Raw genomic sequence first — 19,708 nt, 5'->3', positions numbered from 1 at the left:
AAAAGAAACTATGGAAACCAATAACACTTTTGATCCAAACAATTTCCTGATTGTTCCGGCCCGTACCTTTGAACAGCTGGAGGTGGGGGAAATTTTCAGGGCACCCAGCCGTACACTAACCGATGCACATTCGGCAGCATTTCAAACCGTATCCTGCGATAACCATCCGGTGCATTATGACGAGGTTTGGGCTAAAAAGCATGGCCACAAGGCACCCGTAGTGCATGGCCTGCAGGTACTTGCATTTACTGCTCCGGGCGCAACAATGTTCCCGCATGTGATAGGCGAGGTGTTTATTGCCTTTACAGAATTAACCTGCAAGTTTTTAAAAGAAGTTAACGCCGGAGATACGCTGTACCCTGCACTCGAGATTATTGCTTTAACCCCGCAGGGTGAGACAGGTATTGTAGAAACAGCCGCTACCGTACATAATCAGCGCGGCGAACTGGTGCTTGCCGGCACTCACAAATATTTATTAAAAACAACACCTGAAGCATAACATAATGGAAAACACACTAACAGACATTACCGGAAGCGATACGCTTTTTGTACTGGTACACGGTGCCTGGGCGGCACCCTTTGCATGGAAGCAAGTACAAGACATCCTTACTGAAAAAAGCTATCAGTCAATTACCCCTCAGCTGCCGGGGCATGGCAGCGACAATACTGCTCCTGGAAATTTACACATGGAATCATACATAGCCTATGTAACCGAAGCTATAAAGCAAACCGGCAAAAAGGTGATCCTGGTTGGGCATAGCATGGCCGGCATGGTAGTAGCCGGAGTGGCAGAACAGATACCCCAGCTAATTGATAAGCTTATTTTTGTAGCTGCTTATCTACCGCAAAATGGGCAATCGGCTTTTGCTATATCAGCAGCAGATACCCAGTCACTATTGGGGGCTTCGTTAATTGTATCTGACGATAAGTTAACGTTTGACGTAAAACTGGAAAATGCACTGAACATCTTTTGCCAGGATGCGCCTGAAAATGTGCAAAAAATAGTTCTGGAAAATTACAAGCCCGAACCTGCAGCACCATTTTCTGACACAGTGAGCCTAAGCGATGCAAACTTTGGCCAGGTAACAAAATATTATATTGAAACCTTACAGGATAATGGGATAGGTAACATTCTGCAAAAGCAGATGATGGCAACATCAACCCTTGCAGACAGTTATGATTTAAACACAGGGCACTGCCCCATGCTTTCGCAGCCGCAACAGCTCAGCGAGATCCTGATTGAAATAGCATTACAAGAAAAGTAACAGATAAATCACTTATAAAACCAACAGTAAAATGGAAGATAATCAGATTTTAAATCACATTAAGAACCTGACAGCACACGAAGAAAAACTTTGGGGGAAAACGGACCTTACTGATGAGGAGGTAACCAAACTGCACCAAATTAAGCTGGAACTTGATCAATGCTGGGACCTGTTAAGGCAAAGGCGGGCATTACGCGATGCGCACGAAAACCCAAACAAAGCTGAAGCAAGGGATATCGATACGATTGAAAATTATAAGCGATAATTGCTTCCATACTCTTCCCTAATCAGTTATTACCACACTGCAAGGGAAGAGTTTTTTGTTTGTGAAGTATTATTGAAAATATTAAAGCGCCGACTACAAAAATCACATTAACCTTTCTGGAATACTACCTAAAGGACTAATCTGAAATTTAAATCAAAGAGAACCTTCTTCATTTCCCGGCACATGATTATAGATCAGTCAGGAACTATTGCAGACAGCGTTGTACAAAAACAAGGATCTGCATTGGTATACTCAAAACTCAATGAACTTCTTAATAAGTAACTTTTAATCGTCCCACATAAACAGATTAACCCCTCCCAATTTATTGAAAAACTGGAAGGGGTTTGGATTGATCACGTTCAGATAGCAGGAAAAGCTTACTTGCCGTTAGCTGCTGCTTCAATTACTGCGGCAACTGCTTTGGGCTGTGTCATAAAAAGCGTATGCCCGCCGGTAACATGCGTTACTTTAGCATTAGCGCGCTTATACATGGTATCTTCTAAGCCCATATCTATAGTTTCATCATTTGATGGTTTAATTGCATAAACAGGCTTGCTTTTCCAGGCTGCGTCGGTTACTTTATCAGTAAATGCCTTTACAGTTAAAGGGATCTGCGAATCATACATAAAGTCTGATTTCTCTTTGCTCTGGCCATTAGCAAAGGTTTCCTGAAAGGTTGATTTACCCAGGTACACATTCCCCTTTGCATCAGGTGGCAAAATACCTTTTGGCTGGTCTTTTACCGTTTGTACTAAATCAAGGGTAGATTCGCCAACCGCCGGAATAAAGGCCGCAACATATACAAGGCTTTTAACTTTATCTGAGTTACCGGCTTGTGTTATTACTGTACCACCCCATGAGTGGCCTACCAAAACTACCGGTCCATCCTGGCGATCGAGCGCAAAGTTGGTAGCGGCAACATCATCAGCTAATGAGCTGGTTGGATTTTGAACCAGGGTAACATGGTAGCCATCTTTTACCAAGATTTTGTAAACGGCCTCCCAGCCAGAGGCATCGGCGAATGCGCCATGCACTATTACAATGTTTTTGATAGGGGCTGTTTGCGCTACGCTTTTTAAAGGGTTAATTACCGACACTAAAATGGCCGCTGCTGCAACGGCTATCATTCTGATTGTAAAGTTTGTTTTCATGTTTTAATTATGTGCCAATAGTTAACCCACAAACATGCCTTTTTACAAATACCTACAAATCAATATATTATGTTTAATTAATGATTTTAGCTATTACTTTATAACGCTATTTTACGATACTATGGAGTTTAGATAAAACAAAAGCGGCTCCCTGCAAGGAAGCCGCTTAGCCTGTCTGTTTTAAATGTTATTAAAAGTGTTTTTTGTTTAATCCCAAACGCTTGATTTTTGAGTTAAGCGTAGTTGCGGGTACGCCTAAAAGTTTAGCAGCGCCGTTTGCCCCCGAGATCCTTCCCTTACACAGCTGAAGCACTTCAAATATATGGTCGCGCTCATTTTCGTCAATCGTTTTTATCTTCACGGCCAGTCCGTCACTATTGATTTTGGTCTTTTCTTTTATTGTGATGAGCAAATCGGTGATCATTGACTTTGTATTTAGCAAAACCTGGCGCTCTATCAGGTGTTCCATTTCCCTGATGTTTCCCGGCCAGTTATATTCGCGCATTTGCTTAATGGCACCCTTTGAAAATCCGGTTAATTGTTTGCCTTTTTTGCCGGCATATTTATTTAAAAAGTGCATAGCCAACAATGGTATATCTTCAATACGGTCTCGTAATGCCGGTAAAGTCACCGGAAAAACATTTAAGCGGAAATAAAGGTCTCTTCGAAACCGACCCTTTTCTACTTCTTCCAGCAAATCCCTGTTAGTAGCCGAGATCACTCTTACATTTGTCTTTATAACTGTTTTACCACCTACGCGTTCAATTTCCTTTTCCTGTAGGGCACGTAATAGCTTTACCTGCAAATCAAGCGGCATTTCACCAATTTCATCAAGAAACAGAGTACCTCCTTCTGCCAGCTCAAACTTTCCGATACGCTTATCAGTGGCCCCGGTAAATGCGCCTTTTTCGTGCCCGAACAATTCGCTCTCTATCAAATTAGCCGGTATGGCGGCACAGTTGATCATGATCATAGGCTGCTCTTTCCTGGACGAGCGCCGATGAATTGCCTTGGCAATTAACTCTTTCCCTGTCCCTGTTTCCCCCAATATTAACACCGTAGCATCTGTATCAGCCACCCTGTCCAACAGCGAAAACACTTTGGCCATCGCTTTGCCTGCACCAACTATTTCCGGATAATCACTTGATAAAGCAATTTCCTCAGGCGTGTGTAAATTATTATTATCAATCTTCAGGCTTAATGCTCTGATCTCATCCAGCTGGAATTTAAGCTTACCGAAAGCCGATGGGAATAACTTAGCCGACTGGTCAATAAAACTTTCCAGCGTTGTTGACTGGTTTACCTGGCTGATCTGTTCTTTAAGTTTCTGCAGTTGATCCGCATCGTTATTATTTATGGTATGGCCACTATTTTTAGCGTTAACAATACCGGCAGATGAGGCTCTGATGCTTATGGCTGCCTGCGATCTTACCTGCCGGATAAGCTCTGCCAGAAAATCGGCAATATTGCTGCAAAAAGTTAATGACTCGGGATTAAGTTCACGGTTTTCGTTATGCAGTTCAAGCGTGCCTACTACCTTGTTATCTATTTCTAAAGGTATATAGCAATGGTAATGATAATGGCTTGCGTTATTAACCAGCGTATGGTTAGTACTTTCTTCTGCTATCCATTCTTTACTTGATTTTATGACAGGGTATGAAAACTCTGCAATAATCTTCTGCACAGCAGTTAGCTCTGATGGCTGCGCTGTTGTGTAAATACTTACTTCTTCGTTTTCGTTTGAAAACGTGGAGATAAAAGCTTCTTTAATAACCGTTAGTTGCTGATCATAAATAAGCACAGCTCCACAATCAACTAAATACAAAGGATGTATTCTGTTAAAAATAACTTTAAGCAGATCTGTTAACAGAATATGATGGTCAAGCGTACCCGCTGACCGGGCAGCAGATGTATTGATAGACGAATCCTTAAATATCCTGGATAATGATTGTTCGGATGAATTGTTCATGAGCCGTGGTATGGATAGTACCTGGTTAAAAAATTAAGTGCCTTTTAAAAACGTATTCATTATACGTTAAATTATATCTTCAGGATACAGGGTGGATTTGAATTTATCAATATATCGTATCCCCATTCAACTTACAATTACATTGATTACTCATGTAAATTAACCAATATTTCTGGTGTTAAACAAATTCGCAAATTGACGATATATCACTAATTTATAAATGAGGGAATTTGTAAATTAGATTGATTTTCAATTGCTTATAAAATGGCATTGTTAATGGTTATCACATGGCAAAACAGAAATATCATCATATATTTTAAACCCCTAAACAACGTAATGCCATGAAAAATTCAACATCCAGCTCTTTTAAAAGGCTTAACATGTCAACTAAAGTGCTGTTCACCGCAATTGTATTATTGTTTACCTTGACGTTAAACCTGCAGGCTCAAAACGCAACCACATCATTACCAAAAGCAGGAACAACAGCATTATTAGGCAAGGCAGATGGCATTGCTATCGAGGGCAAGGTTCAAAGTCCGGCAGGACAGGCTACCCCCTTACAGATCGTCTGCATATTTGAATATGAAGAAGGCGACTTAACCAGTCCGAGTGCACTGCCTGCTGCCATTAACGGGTTACTACATGTAGACGAAGCCCTGAAAGGGTTAATTACCGACCTGCGTAAAAACGGCAAATTTTTAGGCCACAGGCTCGAAACGATGCTGATCACCCCTCCAAAAGGCAGTATGCCTGCTCAAAAATTATTACTGATTGGTTTGGGCAACCGTAAAGATTTTACGCCCGACGTGATGACGGATATAGGCAGGGTCGGTATGCGCGAAGCATTGCGTTTAGGTGTTAGCAGCTATTCGCATGCAAGTGACCTGAAAGATGGCGGCATTGATTCGCCTACAGGTACGGTTGCTGTTAACGTAGTAAAAGGCGCATTAGATGCTTATGAAACCGAACAGTATCTGATCCGTAAAAAGGTTACCGGGCATAGGCCGCTTACAAAGTTAACGCTACTGGCAGGTCAGGCATTTTTTGCGCCATCCGGTGATGCTATTAAGGCTTACTTGTCAACCCGAAATTAATTGCTTCATCAATAGCAGTTCCCGGCGAAACTGCTATGGGTAGTTTAGCATAACGACACTACATTTTAACCTTTAAATAATTATTACTATGCAACCAAACATCGGTATCTCAGCAGAAAATCTTACCCAGGTAGCTCATGCCCTTAACAAGATTTTAGCAGACGAATTTCTACTTTACACCAAAACCCGGAATGCGCACTGGAACGTTGAAGGCCCCGACTTTCACAGCAAGCATTTGTTTTTTGAAAGCCAGTACCAGCAACTTGATGAGATCATGGACAGCGTGGCCGAGCGGATCAGATCACTTGGTCATTACTCGCCGGCTACCTTAAAAGGCTTTTTAGCATTAACGCATCTATCAGAAACGCTGCACAATGGCAATGACAGCATTGGTTTTATCACCGAGTTATTGAACGATCACGAAAGCCTGATTATTCACCTGCGCGAAAACATCAATGTGTTTGCTAACGATTATAAAGATGCAGGCACCAGCGATTACATTACAGGCCTTATGGAAACCCATGAGAAAATGGCCTGGATGCTGAGGTCGCATTTACGATAACCTTAATGGAAAATCAAAAAAGCATTTGGATGGTCACCTTGATTTTATCAATGGTGGCAGGGTATTGCGACACCGTAACCTTTGTATCGGCAGGTTCTATATTTTCTGCTCATGTAACAGGCAACTTTATTGTTTTTGCATACCAGTTTGTAAAAAATGCAGATACACATGCATGGATTAAACTACTTACATTTCCGGTATTTATTATTTCTGTAATTACAGGCGGGATAATTGCAAGCCGCACTGTAAACCGGTACAAGGTGTTACTTACAGAGGGGATCATCCTGCTTTTCAGCGGCCTTATTTCAGAAATATTTTTGCATACATCAGCGCTGGTATGGCAAACTTATCTGGTAGTAATGCTGGTTGTTTTTGCAATGGGGTTGCAAAATGCTTTTGGTAAGCTTTATGCAAAAGAAACCTACGGACCTACAACCATGATGACGGGTAACGTTACACAGGCCTCGCTCGAATTTGGAAGCTGGATAAGCTCTGGCTTTAAAGATGTCCTTTCTTTAGAAAGCCTTAAAAAGCAATGTATCACTATAAGCGGCTTTTTAATAGGGTGTATCACAGGCGCACTGCTGGCCGGACACTTTGGACTAAGCGTTATTATGCTGCCCGGTGCCGGAATGATTATTTGTTACTTCAGTACAGAACGGAACACATCCGCTGCTTTAACTTAATTTCAAAGAGAGCCGTTTAAATTCAAGGCTCTCTTTTTTAAAATCGCTTCTTCTTTATTTCGTCAGGGTAAATTCACGATATTTCGTCACACATCATTCTAAAGTTCAAGATTAAACACCTGATTGTCATTGCCTTAAATGCATGGTACTTTAATTGCGATATCTGCACTTATAAACCAAATTAAACAGATAGTGCACTACACTACTTGCTTATAAACTAAGTCAAAGAAAGCATAATATACATGATACGAGCGCCCTATTACATTATCCTGTTATTGCTATGCTTTTTGTTTAACTTTTGCCTTGCACAAAAAGCACCCACTATAGGTGAATTAAAAATCCAATTAGTCCAACGCAAAGACGATACCCTGAAAGTGGGCCTGCTTGTTGCCGCCGGAAGGTTTTACCTCACTAAACCCGGCGAGTTAAAACAGGATATGGATAGTGCGTTGTTCTATAACGAACAGGCCAGAAAGTTAAGTTTAAAATTGAACTATAACGCTGGCTTAAGCAAAAGCCTGATTCTGAGAAGCCAGATATATCGAGAGATGGGCAAAAAACCCGAAGCATTAGCACTGACTAAAACCGCACTGCAGTTTGCCATTGATCATCATTTACTGAAAGAAACCGCTGATGCATGGCTGGCCCTGGGCGATTTTTTAGGAATTGAGAGTGCTGACCTGGCCGAGCGGATAAAGTATACAGAAAAAGCAATCCCGCTTTATGCCAAAGGGAATTATAAAAAAGAAGAAGCAGATGCCCTAAAGAACCTGGGCGACTACTATCACTTGCAGGCAGATAATGCCAAAGCTTTAAAGTTAGTAGAACAATCATTGGCTATTTATCAATCCATTCATTTTAAAGAACTGCAAGGGGCGTATGATTTACTGGGATACTTACATGCCCGTACAGGTAATGATGTATTGGCTTTAAAGTATGGCTTAATGGCTGTAAGAACTGCCGAACAGGTGCGCGACACCAGTATGCAGTTATGTACGATCTATAATCGTTTAGCTATTACTTACAATAACTTAAAAAAGACAAACGAAGCTTATTATTATTACCAGAAAGCATTAGAAGTAGCACTGCGTTATCAGCAGGAAGATGCCATTCAGCAGATCAAGTTTAATCAGATCATTTTGTTACTCGGTACGCATAAAGCTCAAAAATCGCTGCAGGAACTTATTGCCGTTACCCACAAATATCCGCCAAATACCAACACCAGGCTTAAAATAACTGCTCTTTCTTTATTTGCCAAGATATACATGGAAATGCATCAGTTGCCTGAAGCCAAAAGGTATGTTGATTCATTGCTATTTTACTATAAAGATTTTGGTACCGAGTTTGGCTATGCGCCTTTTGTGAACGAGCCTATTATCAGGTATTATTTTTTAAGCGGCCAATATCAAAATGCATATCCATATTTAAAAACAAACGATAGCCTGGCCCGGATAAGGCATAGCCTGACCACTATTGCAACAAATGAATTATACTGGATGAGAATTGATTCTGCTACCGGAAAAGCGGTATCCGCACTGGGGCATTTTCAAAAGTACAAATATGCAAGCGATTCAATTAAAGACCTGGATCTGAAAAAGCAGCTTTCTATTTTGCAGTTCCAGTTTGATATCGACAAAAAGAACCGCGACATCATCGTACTTCAACAGAATGGGCAGCTGCAGCAAAACCGTATCCGCAATGAAACTATTCTAAGAAATGCCGTTATAGGGGGGCTAATCCTGCTAATGATCTTTTCGGGCCTTATTTATAATCGCTACAGCCTTAAGAACAAGAGCAATAAATTACTCACCGTAAAGCAGGCTGAAATAAACAGGCAGAATAATCAGCTGCTAAAACTGGTAGAAGAAAAAGAGTGGCTGGTTAAAGAGATCCATCATCGGGTTAAGAACAACCTGCAGATTGTGATCAGCCTTCTGAACACACAGTCGGCTTACCTGGATAACGAAGACGCACTGGATGCCATCAAAAACAGCCAGCACCGTATGCAAACCATGTCGCTCATCCATCAGAAACTGTATCAGTCTGACAATCTGTCGACCATTGATATGGCCGTTTACATCAGGGAACTGGTTGAATATCTGAGCGACAGCTTTGGTAAAAGCCGAAACATAAAGATAGACTTTGAAGTAAGCCCCATCAGGCTGGATGTTTCGCAAGCCGTACCACTGGGCCTGATTATGAATGAAGCGATTAGCAACAGCATTAAATATGCTTTTAAAGATGTGCAAAGCGGCCGGATTGATGTTTTGCTTCAACCTGCACCAGAGGGCAGCTACCTGATGTGTATAGCTGATAACGGAACTGGTTTGCCACAAGATTTTGATCCTTATAATACAAGTTCGCTCGGGATGAGCCTGATGCTGGGACTTACCCAGCAACTTGACGGGGAGCTTAACCTGGAAAACAATAACGGGCTTAAAGTTTGTGTAACGTTTAAAGCCCTTGAATTTAATAAATTAGGGACGGAAATATCCTGATCCCCAATAGGATATTGAGTGAGGAATGACATGAAAGAAAATATTTTAATAGTTGAGGACGAATTTATTGTAGCCAATGACCTGCGCATTATGCTGCAAAAGGCAGGCTATACGGTTTGCGGCATTGCACCATCAGTTGCAAAGGCGCTGGATCTGATCAAGGCTAAAAATCCCGACTGGATACTGCTGGACATATTTTTGCAGGGCACCAAAACGGGTATTGACCTGGCGGGGCAGTTAAGCGAAATGGGGATACCGTTCATCTATATATCTGCCAATACCAACCAGGCCATATTGGAGGCAGCCAAGGCTACCGAGCCTTACGGTTTCCTGGTAAAACCCTTCAGGGAAAAGGATTTGCTGATTATGCTCGATATTGCGCTTTACAGGCACGAACAAAGCTTGAAGTTTAAGCGGCCAAAAGATTTAAGCCTTGCTGAGCAGATAGACCAGATCATCAATAAAGCGGACAGCAGGGAAGAAAAACTGAAACAGGCGGCAACTGCCTTACAAAGTATTATTCCGTTTGGCTTGTTAAACATCTCCAAAAACGAATCGCCAGCGGAAGAAGAGCAGGTTTATCTTGTTAAAAACCCATTGAATATTTTTCAGGCACATACGCTTAATGGCATGCTTGAAATGACCGGAGTAACCCAGCGTGATTACCGGTCGTGGAAGACAAACCCGGATGAGGTCAGGAACCAGATCAATAATAACTTTGAGTTCCGTCGCCTTAAAATGGATAACCTATGGTTGAAAACACTAAGCGACCATTTTAAATATCAGTCTGCACTTTATTACCACATAAAAGACGAAAACCGCTATAACTATGTATTAAAATTTTACAGCACCGAACCTGAAGGTTATCATACCTTACAAATGGACCTGCTTCAAAAGAACGAAAATGCTTTACAAAAAATAATCAGTGACATTTTACTTAAAAAGCAGGCCGAAACGACTGTTGCGCGCATTCCAAAAGCAACACCGGTAAACATATCCAGCCAGGCGGCAGCGCAAAGCTTTAACGGCATTATTGGCCAAAGCCCACTGCTTAGATCTGTATTTGACAAAATAAGTATTGTTGCGCCCGACGAAACCTCGGTTTTAATTATGGGCGAAAGCGGGACAGGCAAAGAAAGAATTGCGCAAACCATACACAAGCTATCGCCCAGAAAAAACAAGCCTATGGTTACGGTTAACTGCGCCGCATTGCCCATCAATCTGATAGAATCGGAACTGTTTGGTCACGAGCGCGGCGCATTTACAGGTGCTACAGATAAGCGTACCGGTAAGTTTGAACAGGCGGATGGCGGTACCATATTTTTAGACGAGATAGGCGAAATGCCGCTGGAGGCACAGGTGAAACTGCTGCGCGTATTACAGGAAAGAGAAATTGAACGTTTGGGCGGGAACTATAAAAAGAAGATCAGCGTAAGGATTATAGCGGCTACCAACCGCAACCTCGAAAAAGAAGTAGCAGAAGGCCGTTTCAGGCTCGACCTGTATTACCGCCTTAATGTATTCCCCATTGAGCTTCCGGCGTTGAGGCAACGTAAAGAGGATATACCACTACTGGTTAATTATTTCCTTGACCGCTGGGCGAAAAAATCAAACAAAGAAATTACCGGCATCAGCAGCGAAGCCCTACAGGCATTAACTGATTATGACTGGCCGGGTAACATCCGCGAGCTGGAACATCTTATTGAACGCAGCGTGCTGCTAACGCAGGATGGCATGATCGATCATATCGAAATTCCGAAATTACCCGGATCCATTGTATCCAACGCAGAACCTGGTATCCGCATACTCACTATGGAAGAAATGGAGCGGGAACACATATTAAACATACTAAAGGTTTGCAACGGAAAAGTTTTTGGCCCCGGTGGTGCTGCCGAAATGCTGAACATCCCTTCTACAACGCTCAACTCAAAGATCAAAAAGCTGGGTATTAAATATGAGTTTGTAAAATAATGCGCGCAATATTATATGCTAATAGCTTACTTGATAGATTCTATCTCCATTAAGTAAATGTAATTATTTGCACTATTTGAAGACATATATGTATGAGATTGCAAACCAGACAGCGCAATAAATATCTTTTAAAGATTGAAATATTCGTTTAGCCATGCGAACATGAAATAGTCAATTAAAATTTTTCTTTATTTTTTGTAATAAAACAAATTTGTTCCTGACTAACACCTAAAATTCAACCGTGTACAAGCCTCAGCAACAGGAAAGCTTATTTAATGATTTGGTTAAAGACCATAAGCCAAGTATTTACCGTATTTGCCGCGCCTACCTGTATAATACAGATGAAGCTGATGACCTGTACCAGGAAATTTTATACCAGATCTGGAAAAGCCTTAAAAACTTTAAAGGACAATCACAAATTGGTACGTGGATATACCGGATTGCTGTTAACACAGCCATCAGTTATAACTTAAAGCATAAACGGAACCAACACCTGCCCCTGCCGGCATCTTTACAATTGCCTTATGAAGAAACTCTGACCGTGAAGCGCGAGCAGGAAGCCCAACTTCAGCAACTATATCAGGCTATAAGCCAGCTGCCTCCGGAAGAACGGTTAATTATTTCGCTTGTGTTGGAAGAAAAGAGTTATAAAGAGATTTCGGAAATCACTGGTGCAAGTATCAGCAATACCGGCGTAAAAATTAACCGGATCAAGTCACGCTTACTTCAATTAATCAATAAAATAAATCATGGATAATTTTGAACAACTACGGCAAAATTGGCTGGGTCAGCCTGTTAACCAACAGGTAATTACTAAGCAATTGGATAATCAATGGCGAAACCGCCAGCTAAAGGTTTTAACTGTAAACGTATTTCTGACGCTTAGCTTTTTAGTGGCCTTTGTAATTACTGGCTGCATTTATTATAAGTATCATAATCAATACGGTTGGCTATTTAGTCAGAGCATTATTGCTATATACCTGATTTTAACTATGTTTTTAGTAACTACCTGGAAAAGTTTAGGATTTAATCAGCAAAAAGGTGATATGCCTGTAACAGAATTCGTCGATTATCAGCTCCGGAAATATGACTGGCAACGTAGAGTACTAAGCATTTATGTATGGATATATGTTTTGTTATTATGGGTTGCCTTGTGTGGTTTTATTTTAACATTTACTGATAAAGGTTTGCTGCAAACATGGTCTATTATATTAACTACTTTTTACATTTTGGGCATCAGTTGGGCTTCACGTCGTTATAATAAAAAAAGGCTGATATCAATAGACGACTCCATTCAGGAACTTAACACCATGCGTGCAGGGTTTTAGTTCATAGGTAGGAAATATTTAATATGCGCAAATGTATTTTATGCCTTTAAAGCTTAAAACCCATAAAAAGCCTTTGATTTACATCAAAGGCTTCCGCGTAATTAGTCTACAAGGATGTGTTATTTTACAAAAGTTGCAAAATCAGATAGCGGGATCCTTACTTTTTTAAAGCTTGCAAAATAATCGTTTTCAGCATCGCGGTAACCTAAAGATAAAGCAACTACTGATTTAAGGCCTTTTTGCGTAAGTCCGAGCAAAGCATCAAATTTTGCGTTATCGAAACCCTCCATGGGCGTAGAGTCTATTTTTAATTCTGCTGCAGCAATCAGTGCAGTTCCTAAGGCAATGTAAGCTTGCCTTGCAGCCCAGTCAAAGTTATCTTTATCAGACCTTGAAAGTAGTCCGCCTACCAAAGCTGCTTTAAAATCTGCCAGGGCCTCCTCAGCGATGTTACGTTCACTTGCTACATAAGCAATGTAGGCGTCTATCTGTTCTTTAGTTACCTTTTCAAAGGCAGCAAATACCAAAAGATGCGATGAATCCGCAATCTGAGCGTTAAATGAACCTTCTGCAAGTTGTTTCCGTAGCGCGTCATTCTCCACAACAAAAACGCGGTAAGGTTGAAGGCCTGTTGAAGAAGCTGATAAATTGGTAGCTTCTAATATAGTATTCAAATCAGCAGTACTTACTTTCTGTTCATTAAATTTTTTGGTAGCGTAACGCCACTTAAGGGTATCTATAATATTCATCTTTTTTAATTTTTTAATGAGCAAAGTTGAGCATTATTGATTTACTTTTGTCACCAAATGACAAAATATCATAGTGACATCGAGGTAACCACGCCCACAATTACTCCAATACCATCACACGAGTGCAGAAAAGCCATAATGGGTGTGCATGATGCCATGTACATTCTTGGTGGCAAATGGAAAATACACCTGATAGCGGCTTTATTATTTGGCCCAAAGCGGTACTCTGACCTGTTGAGAGATATTAAGGGCATCTCCGGCAAAGTACTAAGCAGAGAATTAAAAGAAATGGAAGTTAACCATTTGGTGAAACGTACGGTGAACAGCACCCAGCCTATCACGGTAACTTATGAGCTGACAAAATACGGGGAATCAACCAAAACAATTATTGCCGTGCTGGCGCAATGGGGAGAAGCCCAAAGAGAAGTGATTGCTAAAGAGGAATTATAATAATATTTATAAAGTAATTATTAACTTCATATACCTACTTAAGATTATTTTTGAAATTTACAAGAATTAGAATAAATTTGCATACTATAATTAGCGCATGAACACTATTGTATTAGGAGATTGCATTCAGGAGCTAGAGAAGCTTGAAACAGGTTCAGTTGATTTAGTAATTGCTGATCCTCCTTACTGGAAAGTAATAGGGGAAAAATGGGATTACCAATGGAGAACGGAACATGATTATGTTGAATGGGCAAATCAATGGATAAAAGAAGTATCGAGAGTCCTGCGGTATGGAGGAACCTTCTATTTATTTGGATATTTTAGGACTTTAGCTTTGTTAATTCCTCATTTTGAAAGGATGGAACTAGATCTAAGGCAACAAATCCTTGTAGATAAAGGGTTACGCTCCGTTTCTGGACGAGCAACTAAAAACTATAAGTTATTTCCAAACACTACTGAAAGTATATTATTTATAATTAAAGATAATAAACAATTTGTTAAGCCTTTCTTGAAAGAACATCAAAGCATTCAAAAGCTAAGCGCCAAACAAATAAATGAAGCATTGGGTGTAAAAAGTAATGGAGGTGGAATGTGGAGTATATATACCGGTAAAAACGTATGTGAACAATTCCCTACTAAAGACCTTTGGATTAAATTACAAACTATTCTTCGATTTAATTTGCCATATGAAAAGGTTGCCCAAACATTTAATCCGCAGCTTGGTCTTACTGATGTATGGCGCGATATAGACTTTTATAAAGAAGATAGGGTTCATCCAACACAAAAGCCATTAAGTTTAATAAAACGTTTAATACTTGCTAGCAGTAATGAAGGAGACTTGGTTGTTGATCCTTTTGCAGGGAGCGGCTCTAGCGTCATAGCATCAATCCAATTAAAGAGAAAATACTGTGCATTTGAATTAGACGGGAAGTACTATGAGGAGATAAAGCAACGTATAGAAAAAATCCAAAACCCTCTTAAAAACTTTGCTTTCGTCTAGCATATAATGATTTGGCTACTGATATTATATCAGTATCTCGTAATTTTAAATAAGCCCTTGTTGATTCATTAATACATGGCAGCATTGACGTCAATTCAGTCCAATCCAGTTTTCGTTGCCTTGCAGTCTTTTGTATATCTGAATAATCAAACCCTTTAGAGAGTTGCATAACAATCATCTCTTCCGGAACATTTTCAATCAATTCTTTTATTTCCATAGGATCTAAAAGAATAGTAGGCATACTTTCAGGTTGAATGTTTGATCTATCATGAAATGGATCTACGAAGTGATCTACTTTGATAGTTGGATTGGTGTTAGCGTTAGTTACAATACAGTTAAAAACTTTAACAGGGTTACAAAGATAAAATTGGTATGAAAAAGGCCAAAAGTTTTTAGGTGCCGGAGTTTTGTTTGCATTACGTTTCTTATGCTCTAAGAAAATTTTGTAATAATAGTTAGACATAAGTGTTTCAAAGTGCTTATGTCGATCTGTGTTATTCCAAATCTCAAATGCTTGAATACGTATAACATCAAAGTTGTGGGACCTAAAATGTGGATAGTCGGCAATCGTCAAAAATACTCTATCTATATCTTTAGTAAGCAACTTTAATTCTGATTCCGATCTAATACCAAACAACCACTTGCTATCATCCATCCTTTTTATATTGGTAGATTCACAATGTGGACAAATCGTTTCAATTCGTAAAACTTTATTGCCGCAATAATTACATGTATCAAGTTGGTCAACTCTACTGCATGATTTTACTTCTGTTCCATCTCTTAGATCATCGCCTCTTGCACCTGTTCTAGCACCTTCTATACCTGTTATCAAAGAAGCTAAGTGTTGGCCTGGATATCCAATTTTCATGTTTGGAGTCTGTTTAGTAACTTTTGACCACTCCAACGCTTTAAGTCTGGGTTGTAGAACTAACTCTTGTAATAATGCTTCAATCTTGTTTACATTATCTCCTATTGTTATAAGGTCACTTTTGGGTATCATCAAATAGTTCTATAATATTGACATTTAATGCTCTAGCAATCTTTTCAATATTAACAAGAGTTATGTTCTTCTCTGCTCGTTCGATCATACCAATATAGGTTCGATGTAGACTAGCTTTAAATGATAGCTGATCTTGAGAGAGACCTTTTTGTTTTCTAAGCTCTCTCACTTTTTCACCAAAGGCATGTAGTATATTCTCTTTGCTCATTAAAAGATTAAAGCTAGTAAAGCTATTTATAGTAGGCATCGAAATCAACATACTAAAGTTAGCATTGTATATATAGAAGAAGAGATTTACTTAAGCGGAAACGCGAATTGAGAAAAACGTCCTCATAGAGATTGCCGTAAAGTTCTTTTTGTTGGCTTTTGGTTTATAAAGACAGGAAAAAATACTAAAATGATGTAGCATAACCTGTTGTTAAAAGCTGACAATTACAATGCCGATAATATTAACTGATATACAGATGATACAGGAAAATATTACGCATATCTCGGAGGTCTTTAATGTGTCTTGGGCTTACCTCAAACACCAAAGCAAAAGCCTCTCAGATTTCTCTAAGAGGCTTTTCTTTTCTTGGGTAGCGGGAGCAGGACTCGAACCTACGACCTTCGGGTTATGAGCCCGACGAGCTACCAACTGCTCCATCCCGCACTATGTTTGTTTTTTTATTGGACTGCAAAGATATAATTCGTTTCTTTGTACTCCAAATAAAAAGTAAAAAAAAAAAAATTAAAATGAGTCACCGGGCAGGTTTTGTGAGTATTGTTGGTAAGCCCAACGCTGGTAAATCGACGTTAATGAACGCTCTTGTAGGCGAAAAAATGTCAATCATCACTCCCAAAGCGCAAACTACCCGGCATCGCATTCTTGGTATTGTTAACCACGAAGACTATCAAATTGTTTTTTCTGATACGCCCGGTGTTATAAAACCTGCTTATTTATTACAGGAAAGCATGATGCACCAGGTGGAGGGATCAATTGTAGATGCTGACCTGATACTTTTTGTTACCGATGTCAACGAAAAGTATGATGAAAGCGATGTAGTACTTAAATTACAGCATACCCAAGCCCCGGTAGCTGTGCTGATTAACAAAATAGATGAAAGCACACAGGAAGCCGTGATGGCTAAAATTGCTTACTGGGAAGAGCAGCTACACCCTAAGGCCATATTTGCCATTTCTGCATTAAAGCAGCATAATGTACAGGGCATCATGGATTTCATTACCGAAAACCTGCCCGAGCATCCTGCTTATTACGAAAAAGATTTTCTGACTGATCGTAACGACCGCTTTTTTGCTGCCGAAATGATCCGCGAGCAGGTGTTTAAACAGTACAAAAAAGAAATTCCTTACAGCACCGAAGTAATTGTCACCAGCTTTGAAGAGGGCGATAAGCTTTACCGCATCAGCGCAGAGATCATCGTGGAGCGCGAGTCGCAAAAAAATATACTGATCGGCAAAAACGGTGACATGCTGAAAATTGTTGGTACCTATGCCCGCCGCAGTATGGAAGATTTTTTCCAGCGTAAAATATTTTTACAAACCTTTGTAAAAGTTATTCCAGACTGGCGCAGCAAAAAAAACTACCTGAAAAAGTTCGGGTACGAAGACTGATTTCAGATATGAGAAACAAGAATCAGGAATTAAGACATTTTCCTGATTTGTAAAATTTATAATTAAGTGGAATCATGTAGCCTAATGAAATATGTCTTGTTTCTTGGCTCTTGATTCTTGATTCTATAAAATATGAGCAATATAGTAGCTATAGTCGGACGTCCGAATGTTGGGAAGTCGACTTTATATAACCGACTTACCGAAACCCGCAAAGCCATTGTTGACGACATGAGCGGCGTTACCCGCGACCGTCATTATGGTGTAGCCGAATGGACCGACCGTAACTTTACCGTTATTGATACCGGCGGTTATGTGGCAGGCAGCGATGATGTGTTTGAAGCCGCTATCCGCGAGCAGGTAGTTATTGCCATTGAAGAAGCTTCGGTTATCTTATTTATGGTGGATGTGACCACAGGCATTACCGACCTGGATGATGAGATTGCCACGCTTTTACGCCGCAGTAAAAAGCCTGTTTTTGTAGTATCAAATAAGGTAGATAATACCAGCCAGGTACATGAGTCGAGTATATTTTACAGCTTTGGCTTAGGCGAGGTTTATAATATTTCATCCATGACGGGCTCTGGCACAGGCGAATTGCTTGACGATGTGGTTAAAGCTTTTGATGATGAAGTAGTAGAGGAAAATACGCTTCCCAAGTATGCCATTGTAGGCCGTCCCAATGTTGGCAAATCATCCATGATCAATGCCCTGATCGGTAAAGACCGCAACATTGTAACCCCGATTGCAGGTACCACACGCGATAGTATCCATATCCATTATAACCAGTACGGGCATGATTTTATGCTGGTTGATACTGCAGGTTTACGCAAAAAGACCAAGGTAAAGGAGAACATCGAGTTTTATTCGGTGATGCGTACCATCAAAGCTTTGGAAGAAGCCGATGTGGTGATCCTGATGGTGGATGCCGTGGAAGGACTGGAGTCGCAGGATATTAACATTTTCCACCTTGCAGAGAAAAATAAAAAAGGTATCGTGATTGTTGTAAACAAGTGGGACCTGATTGAAAAAAACAATAAGACCATTAAAGTTTTTGAAGATCAGATCCGCGAGAAAATAGCGCCGTTTACCGATGTGCCTATTGTATTTACATCTGTTAATGAAAAGCAACGCTTGCTAAAGGTTATTGAAACGGCCAACCAGGTTTATGAAAACCGCAGCAAAAAAGTACCAACCAGTACGCTTAATGATGTAATGTTGCCCATTATAGAAAACTATCCGCCGCCGGCATTAAAAGGTAAATACGTTAAGATCAAATACATTACACAGATTAATGGCGTATCGCCAATGTTTGCCTTTTTCTGTAATCTGCCACAATATGTTAAAGAACCATACCGCCGCTTTATAGAAAACAAGCTTCGCGAAAACTTTAACTTCAGTGGTGTGCCGGTGCAGATCTTCTTCAGGCAGAAATAATAAATACAAAAAGACAAAAGATAGAAGGACAAACTAATTAAAGCTTTGTCCTTTTCTTTTATATCGGGTTTTTATCCCCGTATGAATAATATTTTACGAAGTAAGATTTCACAATGTCGTGTATTTCGTCAAGGCTGATTTTAGTTTCATCATCCGGGATGTTCACAACAATGCCTTCTCTCGCTAATAAATTGTCCTTTGTCTTGTTAGCAAGTTTGGGAAGATACTTGTCCTTATCTTTTACTTTTATAGCAACAGCCCGGTTTTTATATGCTACAATAACCGCTACTTCATTAACATCGCTCCAGGGTATAAAACCTACCTTACGTCCATCAAGTGTAACTCTTGATAAAATGCCATCATCGTTTATAAGCAGGGCGGTTTGATCTTTATCCAACAGTTGTTTAATAACGGTAAACACTGCAAAAAAACAGAGTACTGATAACGCTAAAGATAACAGTACGTAATAAATGTATATTTTTTCTGAAAAGAAAAGCAGATAGGCAAAGGCAGCCAGTAAAACAAGCCCGCCTATTAAAAAGCCAATTAAAAGTTTAACACGCTTTTTATTATCATATTCAATAACTGTCTCTGCCATAAGTAGAATAGGTTAGATTAAGTATCTGTTTAACTCTACTTAAAACATAAATGTTTTTAATCTGAAATTTATTA

20 protein-coding genes and 1 tRNA gene are annotated in these 19,708 nt (G+C 40.0%); 14 read left to right on the top strand and 7 right to left on the bottom strand.

Annotation, left to right across the window (positions count from 1 at the left end; all coding sequences use genetic code 11):
• Positions 1–10 precede the first annotated feature (10 nt).
• The 3 genes from PQ461_RS03440 to PQ461_RS03430 are packed head-to-tail and all read left to right on the top strand — an operon-like array spanning position 11 to position 1,530.
• Complete coding sequence (locus PQ461_RS03440; RefSeq protein ID WP_274208240.1) at positions 11–499, top strand: MaoC family dehydratase; 489 nt, start codon at positions 11–13, stop codon at positions 497–499.
• 4 nt (positions 500–503) lie between these two features.
• A complete protein-coding gene (locus PQ461_RS03435) occupies positions 504–1,265 on the top strand; it encodes an alpha/beta fold hydrolase (RefSeq protein ID WP_274208239.1) in 762 nt (253 codons plus the stop codon).
• A 31-nt stretch (positions 1,266–1,296) separates the two neighbouring features.
• On the top strand, positions 1,297–1,530 hold the full coding sequence (locus tag PQ461_RS03430; protein WP_274208238.1) for a DUF2630 family protein: 234 nt from the start codon (positions 1,297–1,299) through the stop codon (positions 1,528–1,530).
• 377 nt (positions 1,531–1,907) lie between these two features.
• On the opposite strand, the gene PQ461_RS03425 is transcribed toward PQ461_RS03430, so the two are convergent.
• On the bottom strand, positions 1,908–2,681 hold the full coding sequence (locus PQ461_RS03425; RefSeq protein ID WP_274208237.1) for an alpha/beta hydrolase: 774 nt from the start codon (positions 2,679–2,681) through the stop codon (positions 1,908–1,910).
• Between the two features lie 190 nt (positions 2,682–2,871).
• Positions 2,872–4,650 carry a sigma-54 interaction domain-containing protein gene (locus PQ461_RS03420; protein WP_274208236.1) on the bottom strand — a complete coding sequence of 593 codons (1,779 nt, stop codon included), beginning with the start codon at positions 4,648–4,650 and terminating at the stop codon, positions 2,872–2,874.
• A gap of 341 nt (positions 4,651–4,991) precedes the next feature.
• Between PQ461_RS03420 and PQ461_RS03415 the strand changes: the two genes are divergently transcribed.
• The 7 genes from PQ461_RS03415 to PQ461_RS03385 all read left to right on the top strand — a co-directional run bounded on the left by PQ461_RS03415 (position 4,992) and on the right by PQ461_RS03385 (position 12,789).
• Positions 4,992–5,744 carry a M17 family peptidase N-terminal domain-containing protein gene (locus PQ461_RS03415; RefSeq protein WP_274208235.1) on the top strand — a complete coding sequence of 251 codons (753 nt, stop codon included), beginning with the start codon at positions 4,992–4,994 and terminating at the stop codon, positions 5,742–5,744.
• Positions 5,745–5,832: 88 nt separating this feature from the next.
• On the top strand, positions 5,833–6,306 hold the full coding sequence (locus PQ461_RS03410) for a Dps family protein (protein ID WP_274208234.1): 474 nt from the start codon (positions 5,833–5,835) through the stop codon (positions 6,304–6,306).
• Positions 6,307–6,311: 5 nt separating this feature from the next.
• Positions 6,312–6,992 (top strand): YoaK family protein, encoded by a 681-nt coding sequence (locus tag PQ461_RS03405; protein WP_274208233.1) that lies wholly within the window; start codon positions 6,312–6,314, stop codon positions 6,990–6,992.
• A 242-nt stretch (positions 6,993–7,234) separates the two neighbouring features.
• Positions 7,235–9,490 carry a tetratricopeptide repeat-containing sensor histidine kinase gene (locus tag PQ461_RS03400; protein WP_274208232.1) on the top strand — a complete coding sequence of 752 codons (2,256 nt, stop codon included), beginning with the start codon at positions 7,235–7,237 and terminating at the stop codon, positions 9,488–9,490.
• Between the two features lie 30 nt (positions 9,491–9,520).
• Entirely contained in the window at positions 9,521–11,461 is a 1,941-nt protein-coding gene (locus PQ461_RS03395) for a sigma 54-interacting transcriptional regulator (RefSeq protein WP_274208231.1), read from the top strand.
• 241 nt (positions 11,462–11,702) lie between these two features.
• A complete protein-coding gene (locus PQ461_RS03390; protein WP_274208230.1) occupies positions 11,703–12,218 on the top strand; it encodes an RNA polymerase sigma factor in 516 nt (171 codons plus the stop codon).
• Positions 12,211–12,789: a hypothetical protein gene (locus PQ461_RS03385; RefSeq protein ID WP_274208228.1), complete on the top strand. Its 579-nt coding sequence runs from the start codon at positions 12,211–12,213 to the stop codon at positions 12,787–12,789. Before PQ461_RS03390 ends, PQ461_RS03385 begins: the two co-directional genes overlap by 8 nt.
• Before the next feature lie 119 nt (positions 12,790–12,908).
• On the opposite strand, the gene PQ461_RS03380 is transcribed toward PQ461_RS03385, so the two are convergent.
• Complete coding sequence (locus PQ461_RS03380) at positions 12,909–13,538, bottom strand: NAD(P)H-dependent oxidoreductase (protein ID WP_274208227.1); 630 nt, start codon at positions 13,536–13,538, stop codon at positions 12,909–12,911.
• Positions 13,539–13,595: 57 nt separating this feature from the next.
• On the opposite strand from PQ461_RS03380, the gene PQ461_RS03375 reads away from it, so the two are divergent.
• Both PQ461_RS03375 and PQ461_RS03370 read left to right on the top strand, forming a co-directional pair.
• Positions 13,596–13,988, top strand: coding sequence for a winged helix-turn-helix transcriptional regulator (locus PQ461_RS03375; protein WP_274208226.1), 393 nt, complete (start codon positions 13,596–13,598; stop codon positions 13,986–13,988).
• 97 nt (positions 13,989–14,085) lie between these two features.
• Entirely contained in the window at positions 14,086–14,988 is a 903-nt protein-coding gene (locus PQ461_RS03370; RefSeq protein ID WP_274208224.1) for a DNA-methyltransferase, read from the top strand.
• On the opposite strand, the gene PQ461_RS03365 is transcribed toward PQ461_RS03370, so the two are convergent.
• From PQ461_RS03365 to PQ461_RS03355, 3 genes are all read right to left on the bottom strand, one after another.
• Positions 14,966–15,988, bottom strand: a complete 1,023-nt coding sequence (locus PQ461_RS03365) for a MamI family restriction endonuclease (protein ID WP_274208223.1) — start codon at positions 15,986–15,988, stop codon at positions 14,966–14,968. The genes PQ461_RS03370 and PQ461_RS03365 overlap by 23 nt on opposite strands.
• The gene (locus PQ461_RS03360) at positions 15,972–16,196 is read right to left on the bottom strand and encodes a helix-turn-helix domain-containing protein (RefSeq protein WP_274208222.1); all 225 of its coding nucleotides are present in this window, start codon (positions 16,194–16,196) and stop codon (positions 15,972–15,974) included. Before PQ461_RS03360 ends, PQ461_RS03365 begins: the two co-directional genes overlap by 17 nt.
• Positions 16,197–16,563: 367 nt before the next feature.
• Positions 16,564–16,640: transfer RNA gene (locus PQ461_RS03355), tRNA-Met, on the bottom strand.
• A gap of 83 nt (positions 16,641–16,723) precedes the next feature.
• On the opposite strand from PQ461_RS03355, the gene era reads away from it, so the two are divergent.
• A complete protein-coding gene (era, locus tag PQ461_RS03350) occupies positions 16,724–17,602 on the top strand; it encodes a GTPase Era (RefSeq protein WP_274208221.1) in 879 nt (292 codons plus the stop codon).
• A 132-nt stretch (positions 17,603–17,734) separates the two neighbouring features.
• Positions 17,735–19,036: a ribosome biogenesis GTPase Der gene (gene der / locus PQ461_RS03345; RefSeq protein WP_274208220.1), complete on the top strand. Its 1,302-nt coding sequence runs from the start codon at positions 17,735–17,737 to the stop codon at positions 19,034–19,036.
• A gap of 58 nt (positions 19,037–19,094) precedes the next feature.
• On the opposite strand, the gene PQ461_RS03340 is transcribed toward der, so the two are convergent.
• On the bottom strand, positions 19,095–19,634 hold the full coding sequence (locus tag PQ461_RS03340) for an STM3941 family protein (RefSeq protein ID WP_274208219.1): 540 nt from the start codon (positions 19,632–19,634) through the stop codon (positions 19,095–19,097).
• Positions 19,635–19,708: the final 74 nt, after the last annotated feature.

The organism is Mucilaginibacter sp. KACC 22063 (genome assembly GCF_028736115.1).
Classification (GTDB): domain Bacteria; phylum Bacteroidota; class Bacteroidia; order Sphingobacteriales; family Sphingobacteriaceae; genus Mucilaginibacter.
The sequence above is the reverse complement of the archived record's forward strand: the minus strand, read 5'-3'. Positions and strand labels throughout refer to the sequence as shown.

Coding starts and splice junctions, on each gene's coding strand:
- PQ461_RS03360 (WP_274208222.1), bottom strand. CDS start 16,196: ATGAGCAAAGAGAATATACTACATGCCTTTGGTGAAAAAGTGAGAGAG.
- PQ461_RS03395 (WP_274208231.1), top strand. CDS start 9,521: ATGAAAGAAAATATTTTAATAGTTGAGGACGAATTTATTGTAGCCAAT.
- PQ461_RS03405 (WP_274208233.1), top strand. CDS start 6,312: ATGGAAAATCAAAAAAGCATTTGGATGGTCACCTTGATTTTATCAATG.
- PQ461_RS03340 (WP_274208219.1), bottom strand. CDS start 19,634: ATGGCAGAGACAGTTATTGAATATGATAATAAAAAGCGTGTTAAACTT.
- PQ461_RS03430 (WP_274208238.1), top strand. CDS start 1,297: ATGGAAGATAATCAGATTTTAAATCACATTAAGAACCTGACAGCACAC.
- PQ461_RS03435 (WP_274208239.1), top strand. CDS start 504: ATGGAAAACACACTAACAGACATTACCGGAAGCGATACGCTTTTTGTA.
- PQ461_RS03385 (WP_274208228.1), top strand. CDS start 12,211: ATGGATAATTTTGAACAACTACGGCAAAATTGGCTGGGTCAGCCTGTT.
- PQ461_RS03365 (WP_274208223.1), bottom strand. CDS start 15,988: ATGATACCCAAAAGTGACCTTATAACAATAGGAGATAATGTAAACAAG.
- PQ461_RS03415 (WP_274208235.1), top strand. CDS start 4,992: ATGAAAAATTCAACATCCAGCTCTTTTAAAAGGCTTAACATGTCAACT.
- era (WP_274208221.1), top strand. CDS start 16,724: ATGAGTCACCGGGCAGGTTTTGTGAGTATTGTTGGTAAGCCCAACGCT.
- der (WP_274208220.1), top strand. CDS start 17,735: ATGAGCAATATAGTAGCTATAGTCGGACGTCCGAATGTTGGGAAGTCG.
- PQ461_RS03370 (WP_274208224.1), top strand. CDS start 14,086: ATGAACACTATTGTATTAGGAGATTGCATTCAGGAGCTAGAGAAGCTT.
- PQ461_RS03410 (WP_274208234.1), top strand. CDS start 5,833: ATGCAACCAAACATCGGTATCTCAGCAGAAAATCTTACCCAGGTAGCT.
- PQ461_RS03400 (WP_274208232.1), top strand. CDS start 7,235: ATGATACGAGCGCCCTATTACATTATCCTGTTATTGCTATGCTTTTTG.
- PQ461_RS03440 (WP_274208240.1), top strand. CDS start 11: ATGGAAACCAATAACACTTTTGATCCAAACAATTTCCTGATTGTTCCG.
- PQ461_RS03375 (WP_274208226.1), top strand. CDS start 13,596: ATGACAAAATATCATAGTGACATCGAGGTAACCACGCCCACAATTACT.
- PQ461_RS03425 (WP_274208237.1), bottom strand. CDS start 2,681: ATGAAAACAAACTTTACAATCAGAATGATAGCCGTTGCAGCAGCGGCC.
- PQ461_RS03380 (WP_274208227.1), bottom strand. CDS start 13,538: ATGAATATTATAGATACCCTTAAGTGGCGTTACGCTACCAAAAAATTT.
- PQ461_RS03420 (WP_274208236.1), bottom strand. CDS start 4,650: ATGAACAATTCATCCGAACAATCATTATCCAGGATATTTAAGGATTCG.